Source organism: Billgrantia lactosivorans, assembly GCF_003254665.1.
Taxonomy (GTDB): Bacteria; Pseudomonadota; Gammaproteobacteria; order Pseudomonadales; family Halomonadaceae; genus Halomonas; species Halomonas lactosivorans.
This window is the reverse complement of the sequence record NZ_QHGY01000009.1, coordinates 25,737-42,972: the sequence shown is the minus strand read 5'-3', so window position 1 is coordinate 42,972 and position 17,236 is coordinate 25,737. Positions and strand designations below refer to the sequence as shown.

Sequence of the window (17,236 nt, the reverse complement as noted above, 5' to 3'; positions counted from 1 at the left end):
CTTTACAAGAAGCGTGGCAGCGCCCTAGTACGCTGCTTACGAAGGTTTGTCTTCCGGTGCCTTTTTCGAAGCATGTCGACCGGGCAATTGCCCAAGCACATGCTCGATCGAATGTGTCTTAGAGCAAGCAGCACTGAGAGCAGAGCCAGTCAATAATTGTTTGCCGACTGGAACGACCTGTTCGCCGATCAGAATGCCGAGCAAACCGACCAGCGCTACCAAAGGAGGAGCCGGTGAGCGTACACTCAATAGGCTATAGATGATGCCAACCAGTAGGCCAGCTCCCAATGACAAGACATAGATCTTCATAGCTCACCCCGAGGATTGTTGTGTTACCTGAATCCCGTTTACCTGCAAATGGCCTCACAAGAATTTGATGCTTTTCAGGTAGCTTTAGTCTGGGTGAACGGTCATCCCCGTGTCGTTCACCCAGACTTTTTATGAGCTTATTTGTTAGCGGGTTTAGGACCGACCCGATCTCCATGTTTCACACGCTCAGGGGCCTTGTGAACCATGGTGTAAGCATAGTCGATGCCCATGCCATAGGCGCCAGAATGTTCCTTTGCGATCGCCATCACAGCGTCGTAGGTATCCCGGTGAGCCCAGTCGCGTTGCCACTCCAACAGTACCTGCTGCCAGGTCACTGGTACCACGCCGGCCTGAATCATGCGCTGCATGGCATAGTCGTGAGCATCTAGCGAGGTACCGCCGGAAGCGTCCGCGACCATGTAGATTTCGTATCCAGCATCGTGCATGGCAGAAAGCGCGAAGGTAGTGTTGCACACTTCGGTCCATAATCCAGAGACGATCACCTTCTTGCGACCATTTGAGGCCAGTGAGTCGCGCACGTTTTGATCATCCCAGGAGTTCATCGAGGTGCGCTCAAGAATCTCATGGTCAGGAAATACAGCCAGCAGTTCTGGATACGTGTGACCCGAGAAACTTTCGGTTTCAACGGTCGTAATGGTCGTGGGAATGTCAAATACTTTCGCTGCCTTGGCCAAGCCGACAATATTATTCTTCAAGGCTTGACGGTCAATGGACTGCACCCCGAAGGCCATTTGTGGCTGTTGATCGATGAAGATGATCTGACTGTTTTTAGGGGTCAAAACTTCGAGTAATTCTTTTGACATTATATTTCTCCTTCGAAAGATGGGGAGTTCATTACAACTGCTTGAACCATTATCAGCGGCAGGTAGCGAAATAGCGCAAGGAATGCCGCCAGCTTTCCCTGCTTCCAAACAAAAATCAGCCAAGTTCGCCCATCAGCATTTGACCAGTATCCTCAAGTGTCAAACCTTGAGTGTCTTCTCATCTCGGATAGTAGCTTCATTACAGGCTTCGGGAGCTACAGCATCTAGTCCGATCTTGCCGGTGCTGGGAACTAGACAGCTGTAGCGTCTTGTGCTAGCAAAGCGCCCATCGTCCGCCGACGTTGCGTGAACACGGAACGATGATTTCGATCACAACGCTTCCGACATAGTCGGGACAGCCCGTTTCGATTGCTAGGTACCCACTCATACATGTCATCCTTTGTGGCTCGAACTTACTCAGAACTGAGGGTCCAATGCGTCCAGCGCCTCACAGACGCCGGCACCGAAATCCGGATGGACCTGTCGGAAGAGTTCTATCTGCCGTTCGGTGATGCAGGGTGGAACCCCGCACATCGCAGCCGCGACGTTAGCGAACAGTCGGGCCTTCTGTCCCTCATCGAACAGCAGGAACAGGGCGCGCGGCTGGCTGAAGTCGTCGCTACCGTCCCGATGATCGAACCGAGCAGCCGGGCCGTACAGATCGAGTGGAGGTTCGGTGAATGAGCGGTCCTCCATCGGACCACCGAAGCTGTTCGGCTCGTAATAGGCATCCTGGTGGGACATGTTGTCGAAGAAGCGCATCGCCCCGTCCTTATGATAATGGTGCACGGGGCAACGTGGCCTGTTGACCGGCAGTGCTTCGTAATGGGTGCCAAGCCGATAGCGTTGGGCGTCCGCATAGGAGAAGATCCTGCCCTGCAGCATCCTGTCCGGCGAGTGGCCTATCCCCCGGACAACGTTTGACGGACTAAAGGCAAGCTGCTCGATCTCCGTGAAGTAGTTCTCGGGATTGCGGTTGAGTTCAAGAACGCCGATTTCGATCGGCGGGAAATCCGCATGCGACCAGACCTTGGTGAGGTCAAACGGATTGAAGGGGAATTTTTGCGCTTGGGCCTCCGTCATGATCTGCACCTGCACAGTCCACTGGGGAAACTCTCCGGACTCGATCGCGCCGAACAACGCTTCCTGATAGCCTTCGCGGGTTCGTCCCACGACCTCCTCAGCCTCGGCGTTGGTGTAATGGCGGTGGCCTTGCCGCGTCTTGAAGTGGAACTTGATCCAGACCCGATCCCCTTTGTTATTCCAAAGGCTGTAGGTATGGCTGCCGTAGCCGTTCATATGCATCGGGCTGACCGGAAGGCCGCGGTCAGAGAAGAGAATCGTTATCTGGTGAAGGCTTTCGGGCGACAGGGACCAGAAGTTCCACATGGCTGTCGCCGAACGAAGGTTGGTGCGCGGGTGTCGCTTCTGAGTATGAATGAAATCCGGGAACTTGAGCGGGTCGCGGACGAAAAAAACCGGCGTGTTGTTGCCGACCAGATCCCAGTTGCCTTCTTTCGTGTAGAACTTAAGTGCGAAGCCACGTACGTCCCGCTCATGGTCTGCGGCACCCATCTCCCCAGCCATGGTCGAGAAGCGCGCGATCATCGGCGTCTCGGCACCGGGTTGTAGCGCGTCGGCACAAGTCAGGTGCGATATGTCGCCCGTTATCCTCAGCACGCCATGCGCGCCCCAACCCTTGGCATGGACGACGCGCTCGGGGATCCGCTCGCGGTTCTGATGAGCCAGTTTCTCGATCAGTTGCCAGTCATGCATAAGGACCGGGCCGCGAGCACCAACGGTAAGACTGTTCTGGTTCTCAACGACCGGAGTGCCGGCACTGGTTGTCAGGCGTGGGGGCGGAGTGTCATGGGTAGGCATCGTCAGCACACTCCTTTCTTGTCTTCCCGTTTTCCGACTTATGCACATGCTGGCCCGTGATCCCGCTGGCAGGGCTTGCGGTGCGGAGCCAAGTATCGAAAGAATTGTAGCGAGCGCTGTCGGGCGCTACGTCGCCGATTCTGCTGGGTCGGTGCCGATCTTGCGATTTGATACGCTGAGTCATGTTGCCCCCAGCAGTCAGTACGATGTGCTACAGCCAAGCACCCTCCCGACTATACGAGCCATCAGCACCGAGTGTCTGTTGGACTTCCAGGCAATCAGCCAGGTCTATCGGCCAGGCGCGTGACCAGCCGGTAGGCCTATGCCCCGGCGATCAGGTGCGAGAATTCGATAGCCCTGCTGACCACAAGACAACATCTTGTTACTTAGGCATCCAATGACAAGGACAACCGTAGAGAAAATATCGGCTGGCCTGCCCCCCTGTCAGGATAGAAGAGTGTGACCTTAACGCTGATAGCGCACGAACCTTAAACCAACCACTTATTAATTTAATAATAATCCCCACGCAAGACTTAATTATTCTAATTTTCAGTGGCTTATTTCCGGAAAGTGAAGGTTATTATCGAAATATTCAATAAGAAGCTCGGTAAGAAGCCGTACTTTTTGGACGGGATGCTGTCCTGGCGGGCGTATGACATAGGCACCTCCAGGGCGTACCGGATAGCGAGTCATAACCGAGACGAGTGCACCAGAAACTAAATACTCATCAATAAGCCCACTGGGAAGCATACCGATGCCAAGTCCAGCAATGGCGGCTGCGACCAGCGCTGTACCATTATCGGCCTTGAAGCGCCCTTGCGGGCGAACCGTGATAATCTTATTGCCATCCATGAATTGCCAGGCTTCGGTACCTTGGAGCAGAGCCTGATGAGCGAGGAGCTCTTCAGGTGTTTCCGGCGCCCCATGTGCTCTGATATAGTCTGGACTCGCCACAACCGTACCGTGAACAGTTCCTACACGTCTCGCAATCAAGCTGGAATCCTCAAGATAGCCAAGTCGTATAGCACAGTCATAACCTCCTGCGATGAGATCAACAACATGATCACTATAGCAAGTGTGGATATGAAGGTGCGGGTGACGGCGTGCCATTTCTGCGATCACAGGAGTGAAGTGAGTTGAACCGAAAGACACCGGCGCAGATATGCGTAACCGGCCACGTAGGTCACCGGCAGGCAAAATCGTTTCCTTGGCTAACTCAATTTCGGCGCAAGCTCTGGCTGCATAGGCGCGGAACGTGACACCGGCTTCTGTGAGTGCAGCGCCGCGAGTGGTTCGTGCCAGAAGCTGGATCCCAAGCTCTGATTCAAGCCGAAATAGCCTTCGGCTGACGATCGATTTAGAGACACCGAGCCGGCGCGCAGCCTGAGAAATCCCACCAGTCTCAGCAACTTCTACAAATGTCTGCAGCTCTTCGATGTCCACTTCAGCGTTCCCCATTTCGCAACTCAACTATTCAGAAACTGTTTTACCGCATCAAGAATAGGAAAGCCAATATTTTCTAGACAACAACTCAACGGATACCTGACTCATGGCATCCATTTTTACTCATTAGTAGAAATACAATAATGATCCTTCGCCGCGGACCGGCCTCACCTTTTTGGTCCGCAGTCTCGGTACTTTTTCGATAGACTACCAGCCTTACCAGCTAGCGAATAGAAACAGCCGCGGGCAGTGACCAACAACTCGACAGCGCTTGCTAAGGCCGCAAAAGCCGTTGTCTCAGGCATCTTCTAATAACAGTACCAACTCGACTCTTAATGCGTACAATTTTAAAAAAACGCCGACAAGGGGTACTTCAGAGTGGCGTCATCAACTAGCCTATCAGCCAAGTCAGTAGAAGTGGCGGGGAAATATGGAAAAGTTAAAGCGGGGAGGACAGCGACAAAAAAACGGTGTCGCCTTCCATAAATGGAGATTTTCCAAACCAGACAAGGCAATCAGAATCACCGTCCGTGTGAACGAAAAAAGACAAGACGCTGATCGACAAGTCATCGATCAAAATTTGCGTACAGTAAAAGGCCAGTAACTGCTAAGCGTGTAAACCCCACGTCAGAAAAAACAATGGTGTGTTATCGAGCACTGAAGGATGACGAGACTCTTTAAGCCATGTGATTTCTTGCGACTTAAGACTATACGTCCCGTCATCCCTTCTCTGCTTATACTTCGCTGTCAGGCACCGGCGTATTGAGCAGTTGTTGCTCCCACATATACGCGATACCGCTGCCACCGCCATGCTGCCGCATCACCTCAATCAGCTCGCCGATATGTTCGGTCCGCGCCCAGTCTCGCTGCCATTCGGACGCCAATGCAATCCAGGTCATCATATTCACGCCGGCCGCAATCATGCGCTGTATGCCGACTTCGTGTGCCTCCACCGACGTGCCGCCTGACGCATCCGTGATGACAGTGACGTCCCAGCCTTCACCAGCAGCCTGGATAGCCGGCATGGCAACGCATATTTCAGTCCACAGGCCTGCGATTATCAACTGCTTACGGCCCGTCGCCTTGACTGCATCCACTGTCGGCTTGTCTTCCCAAGTGTTGATAAATGTACGGTCGATCACTTCCTGGCCGGGGAATACATCTGTGATCTGAGAAAAGATGTCGCCGCCTTGGGCTGCGATCACGCTCGTCAGGATGGTGGGGACGTTGAAGGCTTTGGCAGCCTTCGCCAGGGCCGTCGAATTGTTAAGCACCATCGTTGGTTCGTGGCTATTCAGATTCGCGAGCTGGTAAGGCTGGTGGTCAATCAGTACCAACACCGAGTCTTCGGGACGAAGAAGAGACGCAAGGCCATTACGAAAAGTCATGAATATATCCTCTGTCTGTTGCCATCGTCTAGCGGTTTGATTTATCGGAATAAACGCGTATAGCCGCCTTAATCCGAAACTACATTCTGCTACCCCAAGGCTTTAAACAGTAGCCCCCTTTAAAGTTGAACTGTGTCGCTAAACTGGGAACGATGGAGGTGATATAGAAGAGCGACATTCCTGCATAAAACACCTGACTCCCAAGGAGAGGCCCCTTCCACATTCCGCCTCATTGCTTCCCTAGACAATTATCATGCACCGCCCTTCATACTTGGGGTGGAGTTATACTTTAAGAATCGTTGAACTTGATCACAAAGTGATACGTTTTTGAATAATTCGGTTCAGCTGGGACAGACCCAAGGTTCACATCCTGATGCCTTAAATTCCCTAAGGCGCTTCTTTGGGTCGGCGGATCACCAGGTTGTGGATTTCGGTCATGTCCTCCATCGCGAAACATACGCCTTCGCGACCCAGGCCCGAATCCTTGACACCGCCATAGGGCATGTTGTCGACGCGATAGCTGGGCACATCGTTGATCACCACTCCACCGACAACGAGGTGATCCCAGGCATCGAACATCTTGAACAGATCGCGGGTAAAGACGCCCGCCTGCAACCCGAATTTAGAGGCGTTGACCTCGGCGAGAGCAGCATTGAAATCAGTGAAGCGTGACAGCACAGCGACCGGGCCGAATGCCTCTTCAGTGACGATCTTGGTGTGGGCAGGCACGGCTTCGAGCAAGGTGGCGGCGAGCATCGCACCCTCGCGGTTGCCGCCGCAGAGCAGAGTACCACCAGCGGTGACTGCCTCGTTGATCCAGGTTTCGAGCCGCGTCGCTTCCTTGACATGAATCATCGGTCCGATGAACGTGTCGTGCCGCTTGGGGTCGCCCGCTACCAGGGTCTTTGTCCTGGCGACCAGCATGTCTCGGAAACGGTCGTAGACATCGGCATGAATGATGATGCGCTGCACCCCGATACAACTCTGCCCCGACTGGTAGAAGGCGCCGAAAATGACGCGTTCGAGCGCATCGTCGAGATCAGCATCAGCATCGACGATCACCGCGGCATTCCCGCCCAGCTCGAGCACCACCTTCTTCTTGCCGCAGCGGGCCTTGAGGTCCCAGCCGACATCGGGCGATCCGGTGAAGGAGAGCAGCTTGAGTCGGTCGTCGGTGGTGAACAGGTCGGCTCCGTCGCGACTGGCGGGCAGAATAGAGAATGCGCCTTTGGGAAGATCGGTCTCGGCAAGCACTTCGCCGATGATGATCGCGCCCAAGGGGGTACGGCTCGCCGGTTTCATCACGAACGGACAGCCCACCGCAAGCGCTGGGGCGATCTTGTGAGCGGCTAGGTTGAGCGGGAAGTTGAACGGTGAGATGAATGAGCACGGTCCGATGGGCACGCGCTTCCAAATGCCCTGGTAGCCCTTGGCGCGTGCCGAAATATCGAGCGACTGGACCTCTCCGGTCATCCGCACCGACTCCTCAGCGGCGATGCGGAAGGTGTCGATCAGCCGACCTACCTCACCCTCGCTATCCTTGATCGGCTTGCCCGCCTCGACGCACAGCGCATACGCGAGCTCGTCGAACCGCTCGGTGAAGCGGGTGACGCAATGGGTCAGCACCGCCTGGCGCTCGTAGCTCGCCATCCGAGCCATCGGTTCTGCCGCCTCGACTGCCCCCCTGATCGCAGCATCAATTGTCGCGGCATCGGCCTGGGCAACGTGGAACGCGACCTCGCCGGTGAACTTGTCGGTCACTGCGAGATTGGCGTTAGGCTGCTGCGCCACGCTGTTGAGATAGAGCGGATAAACGGACTTGAGCATGGTCATTTGAAGCTCCCTGTGGGCATCCCGCTTTCCGCCGAAGCCGGGGAAAGAGACAAGGGCTGCAATTCTCTCGACAGCCTATTGATGTCGATATTGAGGATTTGGTCATTCTCGGAATAGTCGACTGGACAGTCGATCAGATGGACGCCCGGCGTGTCGCGAGTATGCGCGAGCAGCTCCTTGAGATGTTCGGCACTTTCGACGCGATGGCCGAACGCGCCATAGCTTTCCGTGTACTTGACGAAATCGGGATTCCCATAGGTCAACCCCCAGTCCTTGAGCCCCATGTTCGACTGCTTCCAGCGGATCATGCCATAGCTGTTGTCTTTGAGAATCAGCACGGTGAGATTGAGCTTCAAGCGAACGGCGGTCTCCATTTCCTGGCTATTCATCATGAAGCCGCCATCTCCACAGATCGCCATCACCCTGCGATCGGGGTAGACCATCGCCGAGGCCATGGCCGAGGGCAGGCCCGCGCCCATCGTGGCGAGCGCATTGTCGAGCAACACGGTATTGGGGCGGTAGGCCGGATAGTCGCGCGCGAACCAGATCTTATATATCCCGTTGTCGAGGCAGATAATGCCGTTTTCGGGCATCGCCTCGCGGACCTGCTCGACCAGAAAAGGTGGGAAGATGGGGAAGCGTGCATCACCCGAGATCGATGCAGTGTGCGCGATCTGGCCTTTGCGCGCCGCCAGTATCGCGTCGAACGACCAGCTCCCATTGGGGACGATGTCCTGTTTGATCTGCCAGATCGCATTGGCGATGTCGCCGACAACCTCAATCTGCGGGAAATAGACCGGATCAACCTCAGCGGTCTTGGACGAAATATGGATCACCTGCGCTCCGCCCGGCTGCATGAAGAACGGCGGCTTCTCGATAACATCGTGGCCTATATTGACGATCAGGTCGGCGGCCTCAACCGCGCGGTGGACAAAATCACCCGCTGACAGGGCCGCGCAGCCGACAAACTTAGGATGGCGTTCATCTATCACGCCCTTGCCGAGCTGAGTGGTGAGAAAAGGGATGCCGGTCTTCTCGATGAACTGGTTCAGCATTCGGCAGGTCATGGTGCGGTTGGCACCTGCGCCAATCACCAGGATCGGCGATTTGGCTTTTTCGAGCGCATGCACCGCAGCGCGGATCGACTTCACATCGGCATTGGGCCGCCGCGCATGGCTGCGCTTGAGCGGCATCGATTCGGTCCTCTCCTCGGCGATGTCCTCGGGAAACTCAATATGCGTCGCACCGGGTTTCTCTTCTTCGGCGAGTCGGAACGCCTCACGCACCCGACTGGGAATGTTGTCGGCACTGGCAAGCTGATGAGTGAACTTGGTCAGAGGCTTCATCATGTCAACCACGTCGAGGATCTGAAAGCGGCCTTGCTTCGACTTCTTGATCGGCTTTTGCCCGGTTACCATCAGAATCGGCATACCGCCAAGCTGCGCATAGGCAGCGGCGGTGACTAAATTCGTCGCACCCGGCCCCAGCGTTGCCATGCACACCCCGGCCTTGCCGGTATGCCGGCCATAGGTTGCGGCCATGAAGCCTGCGCCCTGTTCGTGTCGGGTTAGGATCAGTTGAATCGCGGTCGAGCGGCTAAGGCTGTCGAGCATGTCGAGGTTTTCCTCGCCAGGAACCCCAAAAATATACTCCACCCCCTCTTCTTCAAGGCATTGGATGAACAGATCGGACGCTTTGGTCATAGTGGAACTCACCTGAAGCCTGCTGAATGGACCCATATCAAGATCAAGGAAAGAGTGCATCGCCACTGACTAATAAAGAAAACGAGAGCAAATCCGGCCTGCTGGGCGTCGTGAGCGATCAACAGGGAGTCTGGCTACTCTAGCAACCGCTCCGAAGAACGGCGGCGCAAAAACTGCGGTTTAGTTGCCAATATTGCGGTCAACCGCTGCGAGGCTGCCGTCCTAAGTCAAGTCCACACCCCCTCGAACCCAATTTCGTTTGAGGCATGGGTTAGCGCTTAGCTTAGCTGCTCCAGAAGTTTTGCCATTGAGCGGACACTAGCTGACGAACTGTTACATGCCCGTGAGGGGAAAGGACGCCACCGCGGTGCGATTGACCGCAAGATTGGCAACTTACCGCAGGTATCGCGCCACGCCTCGTATAGACGCTTGTTAGAGTCAACAGACGGTAACCACGAAGCATATTTCGTTCGGACTGAAACCCATCTTGAAGAGGGCGGCACAGCCCTACCGTAGATACTGCTCGCTACAGGAGCTATGGCGCTGTTCTGCAACTGCCGTTTCCATGGATTGCTCATGCTCAACCTGAAGGGGAACTGGCATGGCTATCACCATCACATACGTCCCTAAATTGCGCAGTTATACAAGACAAGCGGTATGGTACGCATCACGATGATGCGAGGCTGAAGGTTTCTGGTTGCTGCATTTCCCGACATCCCTTTTTCTCGATACGTTTTATTACAGAAGTGAGGATCAACCATGAAAGCGCAGATACTTAAAGCATTTGGCGGCCCGGAGTCGTTCACATGCTCGCGCAAGGCATCGAAACACCCGAGTTATTCAACCTGATCGTGCGATGGCAATCCCTTTAGGATCACACGCTGGGCTTCGAGGAGAGTGAAGACCATCGGGTATTCATGATGGGCCTAGAGGAATATTTTTCGGCAGAACCGACGGTCTACCATATCGAGGGAGCCGAATCTTTTCCCGGTGATAGTCTTGATACGAGGATCGCCACATGAAAGCCATTGGCTATACCCAGCACGGCTTGCCCATCGACGACCCGCGCGCGCTGGTCGAACTCGACCTTCCCGAACCAACGCCTGGGCCGCATGACCTGCTGGTCGAGGTACGTGCCGTCTCGGTCAACCCGGTCGATACCAAGGTGCGCAGGGGAGCCCAGGTAAGCGAGCCGCGTGTGCTCGGCTGGGATGCGGCGGGCATTGTCCGTGCCGTGGGCAGCGAGGTGAGCCTGTTCCAACCCGGTGACGACGTCTTCTATGCCGGCGACATTACCCGCCCGGGCAGCTACAGCCAGCTCCACCTGGTCGACGAACGCATCGTCGGTCACAAGCCCGCCTCGCTCGGCTTTGCGCAGGCCGCGGCCCTGCCGCTGACCTCGATCACTGCCTGGGAATTGCTGTTCGACCGCCTGGGCGTGGCCGAGGGTGGCGGCCAGGGCGAGACGCTATTGATCGTCGGTGCAGCGGGCGGGGTCGGCTCGATGCTGACCCAGCTTGCCCGCAAGCTGACCGGGCTGACGGTGATCGGCACCGCCTCGCGCCCGGAAACCCAGCACTGGGTCAGCGAGCTGGGCGCGCACCACGTCATCGACCACGGCCGGCCGCTCACCGAGGAGCTGCAGCGGATTGGCTTGGATCAGGTCGAGATGGTCGCCAGCCTGACCCATACCGACAGGCACTATGCGCACCTGATCGAAGCGCTGAAACCTCAAGGTCGCCTGGCCCTCATCGACGACCCCGAACAGCTCGACGCACTGCCCTTGAAGCGCAAGAGCCTGTCGTTGCACTGGGAGCTGATGTTCACCCGCGCCATATTCCAGACCACGGACATGATCCGCCAGCACGACCTGCTGGAGCGTGTTGCCGCCCTGATCGACGAAGGCGTACTAAAGACCACCATGGCCGAGCATTTCGGAACCCTCGACGTCAACAACATGCGCCGTGCCCACGCCCTGATCGAGAGCGGGCGTTCACGTGGCAAGGTCGTGCTGGAAGGCTTCTAGGACGAGGCCCGAACGCCACCATCCCACTGCCCCACCCCGCCGGGCGGTAACTGCCCGGCGACGGTGGCTCCCCTGTCTCGAAGACGTTATAGGACCACGAACACTATCTGCCCATCATCAAGAAAACGTGTCAGGAGGCGCCCACGATCAGCGTCGGTTCGGCCGGTCTGTTCGGTGACGTCATAGATACCTTCAACTGCGAAAGGCCGCAGGACGGACCGCATCGCGATTGACCACAAGATCGGCAACTACATCGCAGGTGTCGCACCACGTTGCGTGAAAGCGCTTGCTAGAGTCAACAGACTGGAATCACCGAGCACGTTCGCTCGAAATGGAACCCACCTTGTAGAGAACGTCACGGCCCAAGTGTCGATGCCACTCACCATAGTGCCATCCGTTTCCAGGAGTTGCTTAAGCTAAACCTGAAGGAGAACTGTCATGGCTATGATCACTACATCCGATGGTACCAACATCTTTTACAAGGACTGGGGCCTGAAAGACGCGCAGCCAGTGATGTTTCACCACGGCTGGCCACTGAGTGGCGACGACTGGGATACCCAGATGCTGTTCTTCCTGTCTCAAGGCTATCGCGTCATTGCACATGACAGGCGCGGCCATGGCCGTTCGGATCAGACCGACACGGGTAACGAAATGGACACGTACGCCGCGGATGTTGCGGCCATCGTGAAGGCGCTGGACCTCCGTGATGTCATTCATATCGGTCATTCGACCGGCGGGGGAGAAGTCGCTCGTTATGCCGCCCAGGCCGAGCCCGGCCGCGTCGCCAAGGCTGTGCTGATCGGTGCGGTTCCCCCCGTGATGGTCAGGTCCGACCAGAACCCGGACGGCATCCCGATGGAGGTTTTCGACGGATTTCGCGAGGCACTGGCCCGGAACCGCGCGCAATTCTACAAAGGTATCCCGAATGGTCCGTTCTACGGCTTCAACCGCGAGGGTGCGGAGGTGAGCCAGGGCTTGATCGACAACTGGTGGCGGCAGGGCATGGCCGGCGGCGCGAAGGCGCATTACGACTGTATCAAGGCATTCTCCGAGACCGACTTTACCGCGGATCTGGAAGCGATCACTGTTCCGGTCCTTTTCCTGCACGGCGAGGACGATCAGATCGTTCCGATCGAGAACTCGGCATACAAGGCGGTCAAGCTGGTGCGGGACGGAACGCTGAAGATCTATCCGGGGCTTTCGCACGGCCTGTTCGCTACCCATCCCGAGATTGTTAACGCCGATCTGCTGGCGTTCGTTCGCAGCTGACAAAGACAGGCATACTGTCGTGGCGACCCACCGTTCACGGCAGTGTGCCAAAGCCGCGCTAGCATCGAATACGATGACTTCGCGTTACTGGCAAACTATCCTCCTCGCTCGGTGTGAAAGGATCAACGCATGCATGTCATCAGGGTTGCGATTGCAGGTTTCGGCGGTGTCGGCCGCGCCACGGCCAATCTGCTCCTCTCCCGTCGCGAAGCCTATCGGCAGGTCTATCGGGCGGATGTACGACTGGTTGCGATCTGCGGTTCGCGGTCCGGCATGATGGATGCGAAGGGGATCGAAGCTGACCGGTTCGATTCACTCGAACCTGGTCTGTCGGGGCCGGACTTCATTGAAGCGAGCGGCGCCGACATATTGATCGAAGCAGGGCCAAGTGATTATCGCACCGGGGGGCCAGGCCTTGCCTACATTCGCTCGGCGCTGTCGGCCGGGCGCGACACGATCGTCATATCCAAGGGGGCGTTGGTCCACAGCGGTCGTGAGTTACGGGCGCTCGCTCAGGTTTCGGGCGCGATGCTGAAGCTCAGCGGCGCGGCGGCAGCCGCTTTGCCTACGATCGATCTCCTCGAGCACAGCCTGAAGGGCTGCAGGGTGCTTGAGGTCGAGGGTATCCTCAACGCCACCACCAATTTCCTGCTCGATGCAATGACGAGGCGAGGGCTCGGCTACGACGAGGCGCTGCGGCAGGCGCAGGCGGGTGGTTTCGCGGAGGCCGACCCGCGCAACGACACCGAGGGCTGGGACACCGCCAGTAAGCTGCTGATCATCACCAATTTCGGGCTCGGGGCAGAGCTGACGATTGACGATCTCGCCGTGGAAGGAATCCAGTCCGTCACCCGCGAGCGCATCGAGGCGTGGCACGCTCAAGGTCTTGTCCCCAAGCTCGTCGGCCATCTCACGAACTCGAATGGTGAAATTCGCGCAAGAGTCGGTATCCGGACCTACCCCCTCGACGACCCGCTGGCGAATGTGAGTGGAAAGGACAAGGCGATACGTATCACCACCGATGCGATGGGCGAGACTGTTGCCATCGGGGCCGGCAAGGAGCCGCTCGCCACCGCCGCTGCCGCGCTAAAGGATTTCGAGCATATCCTGATGGCTCGCTGCGGCAGGCCGACACCTCTCGAGAAATCATCATGACCCAGCGCACGGTAAAGGCCCTTCGCCCTATCGTGCTGCATGCCTTCTTCCTGGTCACCAACCTTGGTAGATTCTACTGGCCGCCAGAGAAGGTTATGGCGCTCTACCGCAAGCGCGGCAGCGCCGAGGCCCAAAGGGCGAGGTAAAGTCAGCGCTCGACGTGCATCTCTCGTCGACGGATCGCGGCACCTCCAACGTCCAGGAGGTGATGGCGCGCAATGAGGTGGGCCTGCTGCTCAGCTTTTCACACACTAGACGACCAGTCTATTTCGTGCTATGATCATGCTTATGAACACTGAAACTACTCTTAAAACAACTGATGTACGTGAGAATATTCTTGCTACAGGCCAGCGAATTATGGCGGGCAAGGGTTTCTCGGCCGTTGGTTTAAACGAAATCCTGGCGACAGCCGGCGTACCTAAGGGTTCCTTCTACCATTATTTTGGTTCGAAGGATGCGTTCGGAGAGGCGCTGCTTGATCACTATTTCGAGCATTATCTCGCTGAGCTCGACGAGATGCTTCGTCAGCCTAATAAGACGATGGCCGAACGCCTGATATCGTATTGGCAGAAATGGGAAGAGAACCAATCCTTTTTCGATTGTCAGGGCAAATGCCTTGCGGTCAAACTCGGTGCGGAAGTAGCCGACTTATCGGAAACAATGCGTTTAGCGCTCAAGCGCGGTACCAAGGGCATCATTGATCGTCTTGCGCAAGCTATTGAGGCTGGTACGGCAGATGGTTCGTTGTCGATTAAGGGATCTGCTCACGACAATGCTGAAAGCCTTTATCAGCTCTGGTTAGGTGCCAGCGTGATGGTGAAAATTGGGCGTACCACGCATCCTTTTGAAATAGCCATGAAGACGACTCGCCAGATTCTTCATCTTTCCGCCTGACCGGGGAGAGATGTGGAGGTACTACTCGAGAGTGTTCTCTCAGGAGTATTTTTTTACGCCTCGTTTCTAGACGACCGGTCTAATACAAACCACCTACCGATTGGAGAAAGGCATGAAAATTCTGATGGTTCTGACATCACACGACCAACTTGGCAACACTGGCCGAAAAACCGGCTTCTGGCTCGAAGAGCTGGCCGCGCCATACTACGTATTCAAAGAAGCCGGCGCAGAGATCGTCCTGGCATCGCCTAAGGGTGGTCAGCCGCCACTCGATCCGAAGAGCAACGAGCCAGACTTCCAGACTGATCTGACTCGCCGCTTTGAGGCAGATGCAGACGCCCAGGTCCAACTTGCCAACACCGTGCGCCTGGATAGCGTTTCACAAGCCGAATTCGATACCGTGTTCTATCCCGGCGGCCACGGTCCTCTTTGGGATCTCGCCGAAGATAAAAACTCAATCTCGCTGATTGAGTCGTTCCTCGCTGCCGAGAAGCCGGTTGCACTTGTTTGCCATGCACCAGGCCTGCTCCGCCACGCTAAAACGCCAAGTGGCCGCCCGCTGGTAGAAGGCAAGAAAGTCACGGGGTTTGCCAACAGCGAAGAAGCCGCTGTCGGCCTTACCGACATCGTGCCGTTTCTGGTCGAAGACGAACTCAAAGCCAAGGGCGGTATCTTTTCGAAAGGAGACGACTGGGGATCCTATGTCATCACTGATGGCCTGCTGATCACCGGTCAAAACCCGGCGTCCTCAGCCCCAGCCGCAACCGTTCTGCTAGATAAGCTTGCCGATCACGCTGCATCATGAGCATTTGAGGCTGACAGTGCTTGCTACTGACAGCCTCAATTCTTAAAAACGTGACACCCAGGCTCCACTGACTACTCGACCTATGTCAGACCAACGTGCTGGGGACCATGGCCATGACACGCGCGGTGATGCCCGGCATGCGCGAGCGGTGCAGCGGCGCTATCGTCAGCTCCAGCGTGACGCTGCACCCGCTACCGGCCCTGTCGTTCTACAGCGCCAGCAAGACTGCGGTGAATGCCTTCACCGAAAGCTTCGCGCTGGAAGCCGAGGAAGTCGGCGTTCGCGCCCGGTTCGCCCTGCCCGGCAGCGTGCACGAGACCCGGGGAGCGACGCCCTGCTGACGATCAGCCGCGTGGTCCGTGGGCTTGGCGGGATCGCGGGGCTCGACGCGCGAGAAACCGAGGTAGAAGATCCCGAGGCGCTGGGGGCGACCCGGCGTTTGATCCTGGCCTGGCTGAGGAGCGTATTCTCCATCGAGAAAGACGTCTGGACACAGAATCAGGTCGTGCTCCGAGATATCCTGCCGCCATCGCGAAGATCACCGTGACAGAGAGCTGAGAGGTGGTCTCATTTCAGCTCGTCACCATTGACGTCGTTTCTTATGAGACCCGTGGTAGCGCGGCTTCTGACATGTTCTGGGGTGAAACGGGAAGAGTTTTTGGTGGGCCCAGCTGGACTCGAACCAGCGACCAAGGGATTATGAGTCCCCTGCTCTAACCAACTGAGCTATAGGCCCTGCATTGCGCCGCCGTATGATAGCGAAAGCTGCCGGGTGAGGCCAGCGCCGCGCGGGCGACACTTCCATCACTCGAGCGGGGCACTTCTCGGCATCTGGCGTGTCTTCTGGATGAGCCTTCCGCTCCAGGAGACGCACCGTTCATGAACCGCCTTTTGCCTACCTTTCCCATGCTGGCCCTGGGCGCCTCGGCCCTGCTGTTCGCCCTGCCGCTAGCGGCCTGGGAGCTCGAGCCCGAGCGCTCGCGGGTCTCCGCCACAGTGATGCAGATCACCCCCGACGGCCCCGTGCCGCGCCAGCACGAGGTGCGCCGGCTTTCCGGCAGCGCGGATGCCGATGGCACCCTGCAGCTGCCGCTGCGGCTCAACCAGAGCGACGTGGTCGAACGGCTCGGGCAGTTGCCGCCCTGGCTTGCCGGCATTACCGAGCGGCCCATGGCCACCCTGACCACCCGCTTCCCCCCGCAGCGGCTGGACCAGCTGGCGGTGGGCGATTCGTTGGTGGAGGAGCTGACGATGACGGTGCGCTCCGGCAACGCCGAGCGCGAGGAGTCGCTGCCGGTTCGCTTCACCAAGACGAGTCAGGGGCAGGTGCAGGTCACCAACGCCGAGCGGGTGGCGCTGGACGGACAGGCGCTGATGGCCGACCCCACCCTGCGTTCGGTGCTGCTGCTGCTTGGCTACGAGCAGATCGGCGACGAGGTGCCGGTCACGCTCGATGCCCTGCTGGTCCAATCCGACGATTCCTGACCCTCTGCCGCCTCCCCCTTCCTCGATCGACGCCTCCCCTCCCCGGGCGGCGCAGCCGCCGCCCAGCGTCGATCCGCGCGCCCGGGCTCAACTCGTCGCATGCCCTGCGCAGATGGCTGCGTTGCTGCCTCGACCCCGCTGGACTACGGTTTATGGGCGGACTGCAGTTGAGTCGGCCGCCTGACAGGGAATCAGCGCGGCCACATCGACAGGGAGCCATG

Annotated in this window: 13 protein-coding genes, 1 tRNA gene and 2 pseudogenes; 8 read left to right on the top strand and 8 right to left on the bottom strand. The window is 57.4% G+C overall.

Translation table 11 applies throughout. The features are described from left to right. Positions 1-36 precede the first annotated feature (36 nt). The 7 genes from DIS04_RS15905 to DIS04_RS15875 all read right to left on the bottom strand — a co-directional run bounded on the left by DIS04_RS15905 (position 37) and on the right by DIS04_RS15875 (position 9,381). Positions 37-309 carry a XapX domain-containing protein gene (locus tag DIS04_RS15905; RefSeq protein ID WP_111414767.1) on the bottom strand — a complete coding sequence of 91 codons (273 nt, stop codon included), beginning with the start codon at positions 307-309 and terminating at the stop codon, positions 37-39. Positions 310-446: 137 nt separating this feature from the next. Continuing rightward, positions 447-1,133: a hydrolase gene (locus DIS04_RS15900; protein WP_111414766.1), complete on the bottom strand. Its 687-nt coding sequence runs from the start codon at positions 1,131-1,133 to the stop codon at positions 447-449. A gap of 417 nt (positions 1,134-1,550) precedes the next feature. Further along, positions 1,551-3,014: a catalase gene (locus tag DIS04_RS15895; RefSeq protein WP_111414765.1), complete on the bottom strand. Its 1,464-nt coding sequence runs from the start codon at positions 3,012-3,014 to the stop codon at positions 1,551-1,553. Positions 3,015-3,563: 549 nt separating this feature from the next. Further along, entirely contained in the window at positions 3,564-4,457 is an 894-nt protein-coding gene (locus tag DIS04_RS15890; protein ID WP_162623100.1) for a LysR family transcriptional regulator, read from the bottom strand. A 734-nt stretch (positions 4,458-5,191) separates the two neighbouring features. Beyond that, positions 5,192-5,845 carry a hydrolase gene (locus tag DIS04_RS15885; protein WP_111414763.1) on the bottom strand — a complete coding sequence of 218 codons (654 nt, stop codon included), beginning with the start codon at positions 5,843-5,845 and terminating at the stop codon, positions 5,192-5,194. A 387-nt stretch (positions 5,846-6,232) separates the two neighbouring features. Then, on the bottom strand, positions 6,233-7,672 hold the full coding sequence (locus tag DIS04_RS15880) for an aldehyde dehydrogenase family protein (protein WP_218938180.1): 1,440 nt from the start codon (positions 7,670-7,672) through the stop codon (positions 6,233-6,235). Positions 7,673-7,674: 2 nt separating this feature from the next. Continuing rightward, complete coding sequence (locus DIS04_RS15875) at positions 7,675-9,381, bottom strand: acetolactate synthase large subunit (RefSeq protein ID WP_111414837.1); 1,707 nt, start codon at positions 9,379-9,381, stop codon at positions 7,675-7,677. A 1,018-nt stretch (positions 9,382-10,399) separates the two neighbouring features. On the opposite strand from DIS04_RS15875, the gene DIS04_RS15865 reads away from it, so the two are divergent. The 7 genes and pseudogenes from DIS04_RS15865 to DIS04_RS15835 form a co-directional block, all read left to right on the top strand. Next, positions 10,400-11,407 carry a zinc-binding alcohol dehydrogenase family protein gene (locus DIS04_RS15865; protein WP_111414761.1) on the top strand — a complete coding sequence of 336 codons (1,008 nt, stop codon included), beginning with the start codon at positions 10,400-10,402 and terminating at the stop codon, positions 11,405-11,407. A 438-nt stretch (positions 11,408-11,845) separates the two neighbouring features. After that, entirely contained in the window at positions 11,846-12,676 is an 831-nt protein-coding gene (locus DIS04_RS15860; RefSeq protein WP_111414760.1) for an alpha/beta fold hydrolase, read from the top strand. Positions 12,677-12,805: 129 nt separating this feature from the next. Then, positions 12,806-13,831, top strand: coding sequence for a homoserine dehydrogenase (locus DIS04_RS15855; protein WP_111414759.1), 1,026 nt, complete (start codon positions 12,806-12,808; stop codon positions 13,829-13,831). A 29-nt stretch (positions 13,832-13,860) separates the two neighbouring features. Continuing rightward, positions 13,861-14,072 (top strand): annotated as a pseudogene (locus DIS04_RS15850) (IS1380 family transposase); the annotation flags it as partial. Positions 14,073-14,119: 47 nt separating this feature from the next. Next, positions 14,120-14,725, top strand: coding sequence for a TetR/AcrR family transcriptional regulator (locus tag DIS04_RS15845; RefSeq protein ID WP_111414836.1), 606 nt, complete (start codon positions 14,120-14,122; stop codon positions 14,723-14,725). 112 nt (positions 14,726-14,837) lie between these two features. Beyond that, complete coding sequence (locus tag DIS04_RS15840; protein WP_111414758.1) at positions 14,838-15,530, top strand: type 1 glutamine amidotransferase domain-containing protein; 693 nt, start codon at positions 14,838-14,840, stop codon at positions 15,528-15,530. Positions 15,531-15,622: 92 nt separating this feature from the next. Continuing rightward, positions 15,623-15,871 (top strand): annotated as a pseudogene (locus DIS04_RS15835) (SDR family NAD(P)-dependent oxidoreductase); the annotation flags it as partial. Between the two features lie 318 nt (positions 15,872-16,189). Here the strand turns inward: DIS04_RS15835 and DIS04_RS15830 are convergent. Continuing rightward, positions 16,190-16,266: transfer RNA gene (locus tag DIS04_RS15830), tRNA-Ile, on the bottom strand. Positions 16,267-16,409: 143 nt separating this feature from the next. On the opposite strand from DIS04_RS15830, the gene DIS04_RS15825 reads away from it, so the two are divergent. Further along, positions 16,410-17,015: a hypothetical protein gene (locus DIS04_RS15825; RefSeq protein ID WP_111414756.1), complete on the top strand. Its 606-nt coding sequence runs from the start codon at positions 16,410-16,412 to the stop codon at positions 17,013-17,015. Positions 17,016-17,236 lie beyond the last annotated feature (221 nt).

What these genes read in the sequence shown, in the direction of transcription:
- DIS04_RS15880 (WP_218938180.1), bottom strand. Translation starts at nt 7,672, where the DNA reads ATGCTCAAGTCCGTTTATCCGCTCTATCTCAACAGCGTGGCGCAGCAG.
- DIS04_RS15825 (WP_111414756.1), top strand. Translation starts at nt 16,410, where the DNA reads ATGAACCGCCTTTTGCCTACCTTTCCCATGCTGGCCCTGGGCGCCTCG.
- DIS04_RS15900 (WP_111414766.1), bottom strand. Translation starts at nt 1,133, where the DNA reads ATGTCAAAAGAATTACTCGAAGTTTTGACCCCTAAAAACAGTCAGATC.
- DIS04_RS15860 (WP_111414760.1), top strand. Translation starts at nt 11,846, where the DNA reads ATGGCTATGATCACTACATCCGATGGTACCAACATCTTTTACAAGGAC.
- DIS04_RS15840 (WP_111414758.1), top strand. Translation starts at nt 14,838, where the DNA reads ATGAAAATTCTGATGGTTCTGACATCACACGACCAACTTGGCAACACT.
- DIS04_RS15865 (WP_111414761.1), top strand. Translation starts at nt 10,400, where the DNA reads ATGAAAGCCATTGGCTATACCCAGCACGGCTTGCCCATCGACGACCCG.
- DIS04_RS15845 (WP_111414836.1), top strand. Translation starts at nt 14,120, where the DNA reads ATGAACACTGAAACTACTCTTAAAACAACTGATGTACGTGAGAATATT.
- DIS04_RS15905 (WP_111414767.1), bottom strand. Translation starts at nt 309, where the DNA reads ATGAAGATCTATGTCTTGTCATTGGGAGCTGGCCTACTGGTTGGCATC.
- DIS04_RS15895 (WP_111414765.1), bottom strand. Translation starts at nt 3,014, where the DNA reads ATGCCTACCCATGACACTCCGCCCCCACGCCTGACAACCAGTGCCGGC.
- DIS04_RS15855 (WP_111414759.1), top strand. Translation starts at nt 12,806, where the DNA reads ATGCATGTCATCAGGGTTGCGATTGCAGGTTTCGGCGGTGTCGGCCGC.
- DIS04_RS15875 (WP_111414837.1), bottom strand. Translation starts at nt 9,381, where the DNA reads ATGACCAAAGCGTCCGATCTGTTCATCCAATGCCTTGAAGAAGAGGGG.
- DIS04_RS15885 (WP_111414763.1), bottom strand. Translation starts at nt 5,845, where the DNA reads ATGACTTTTCGTAATGGCCTTGCGTCTCTTCTTCGTCCCGAAGACTCG.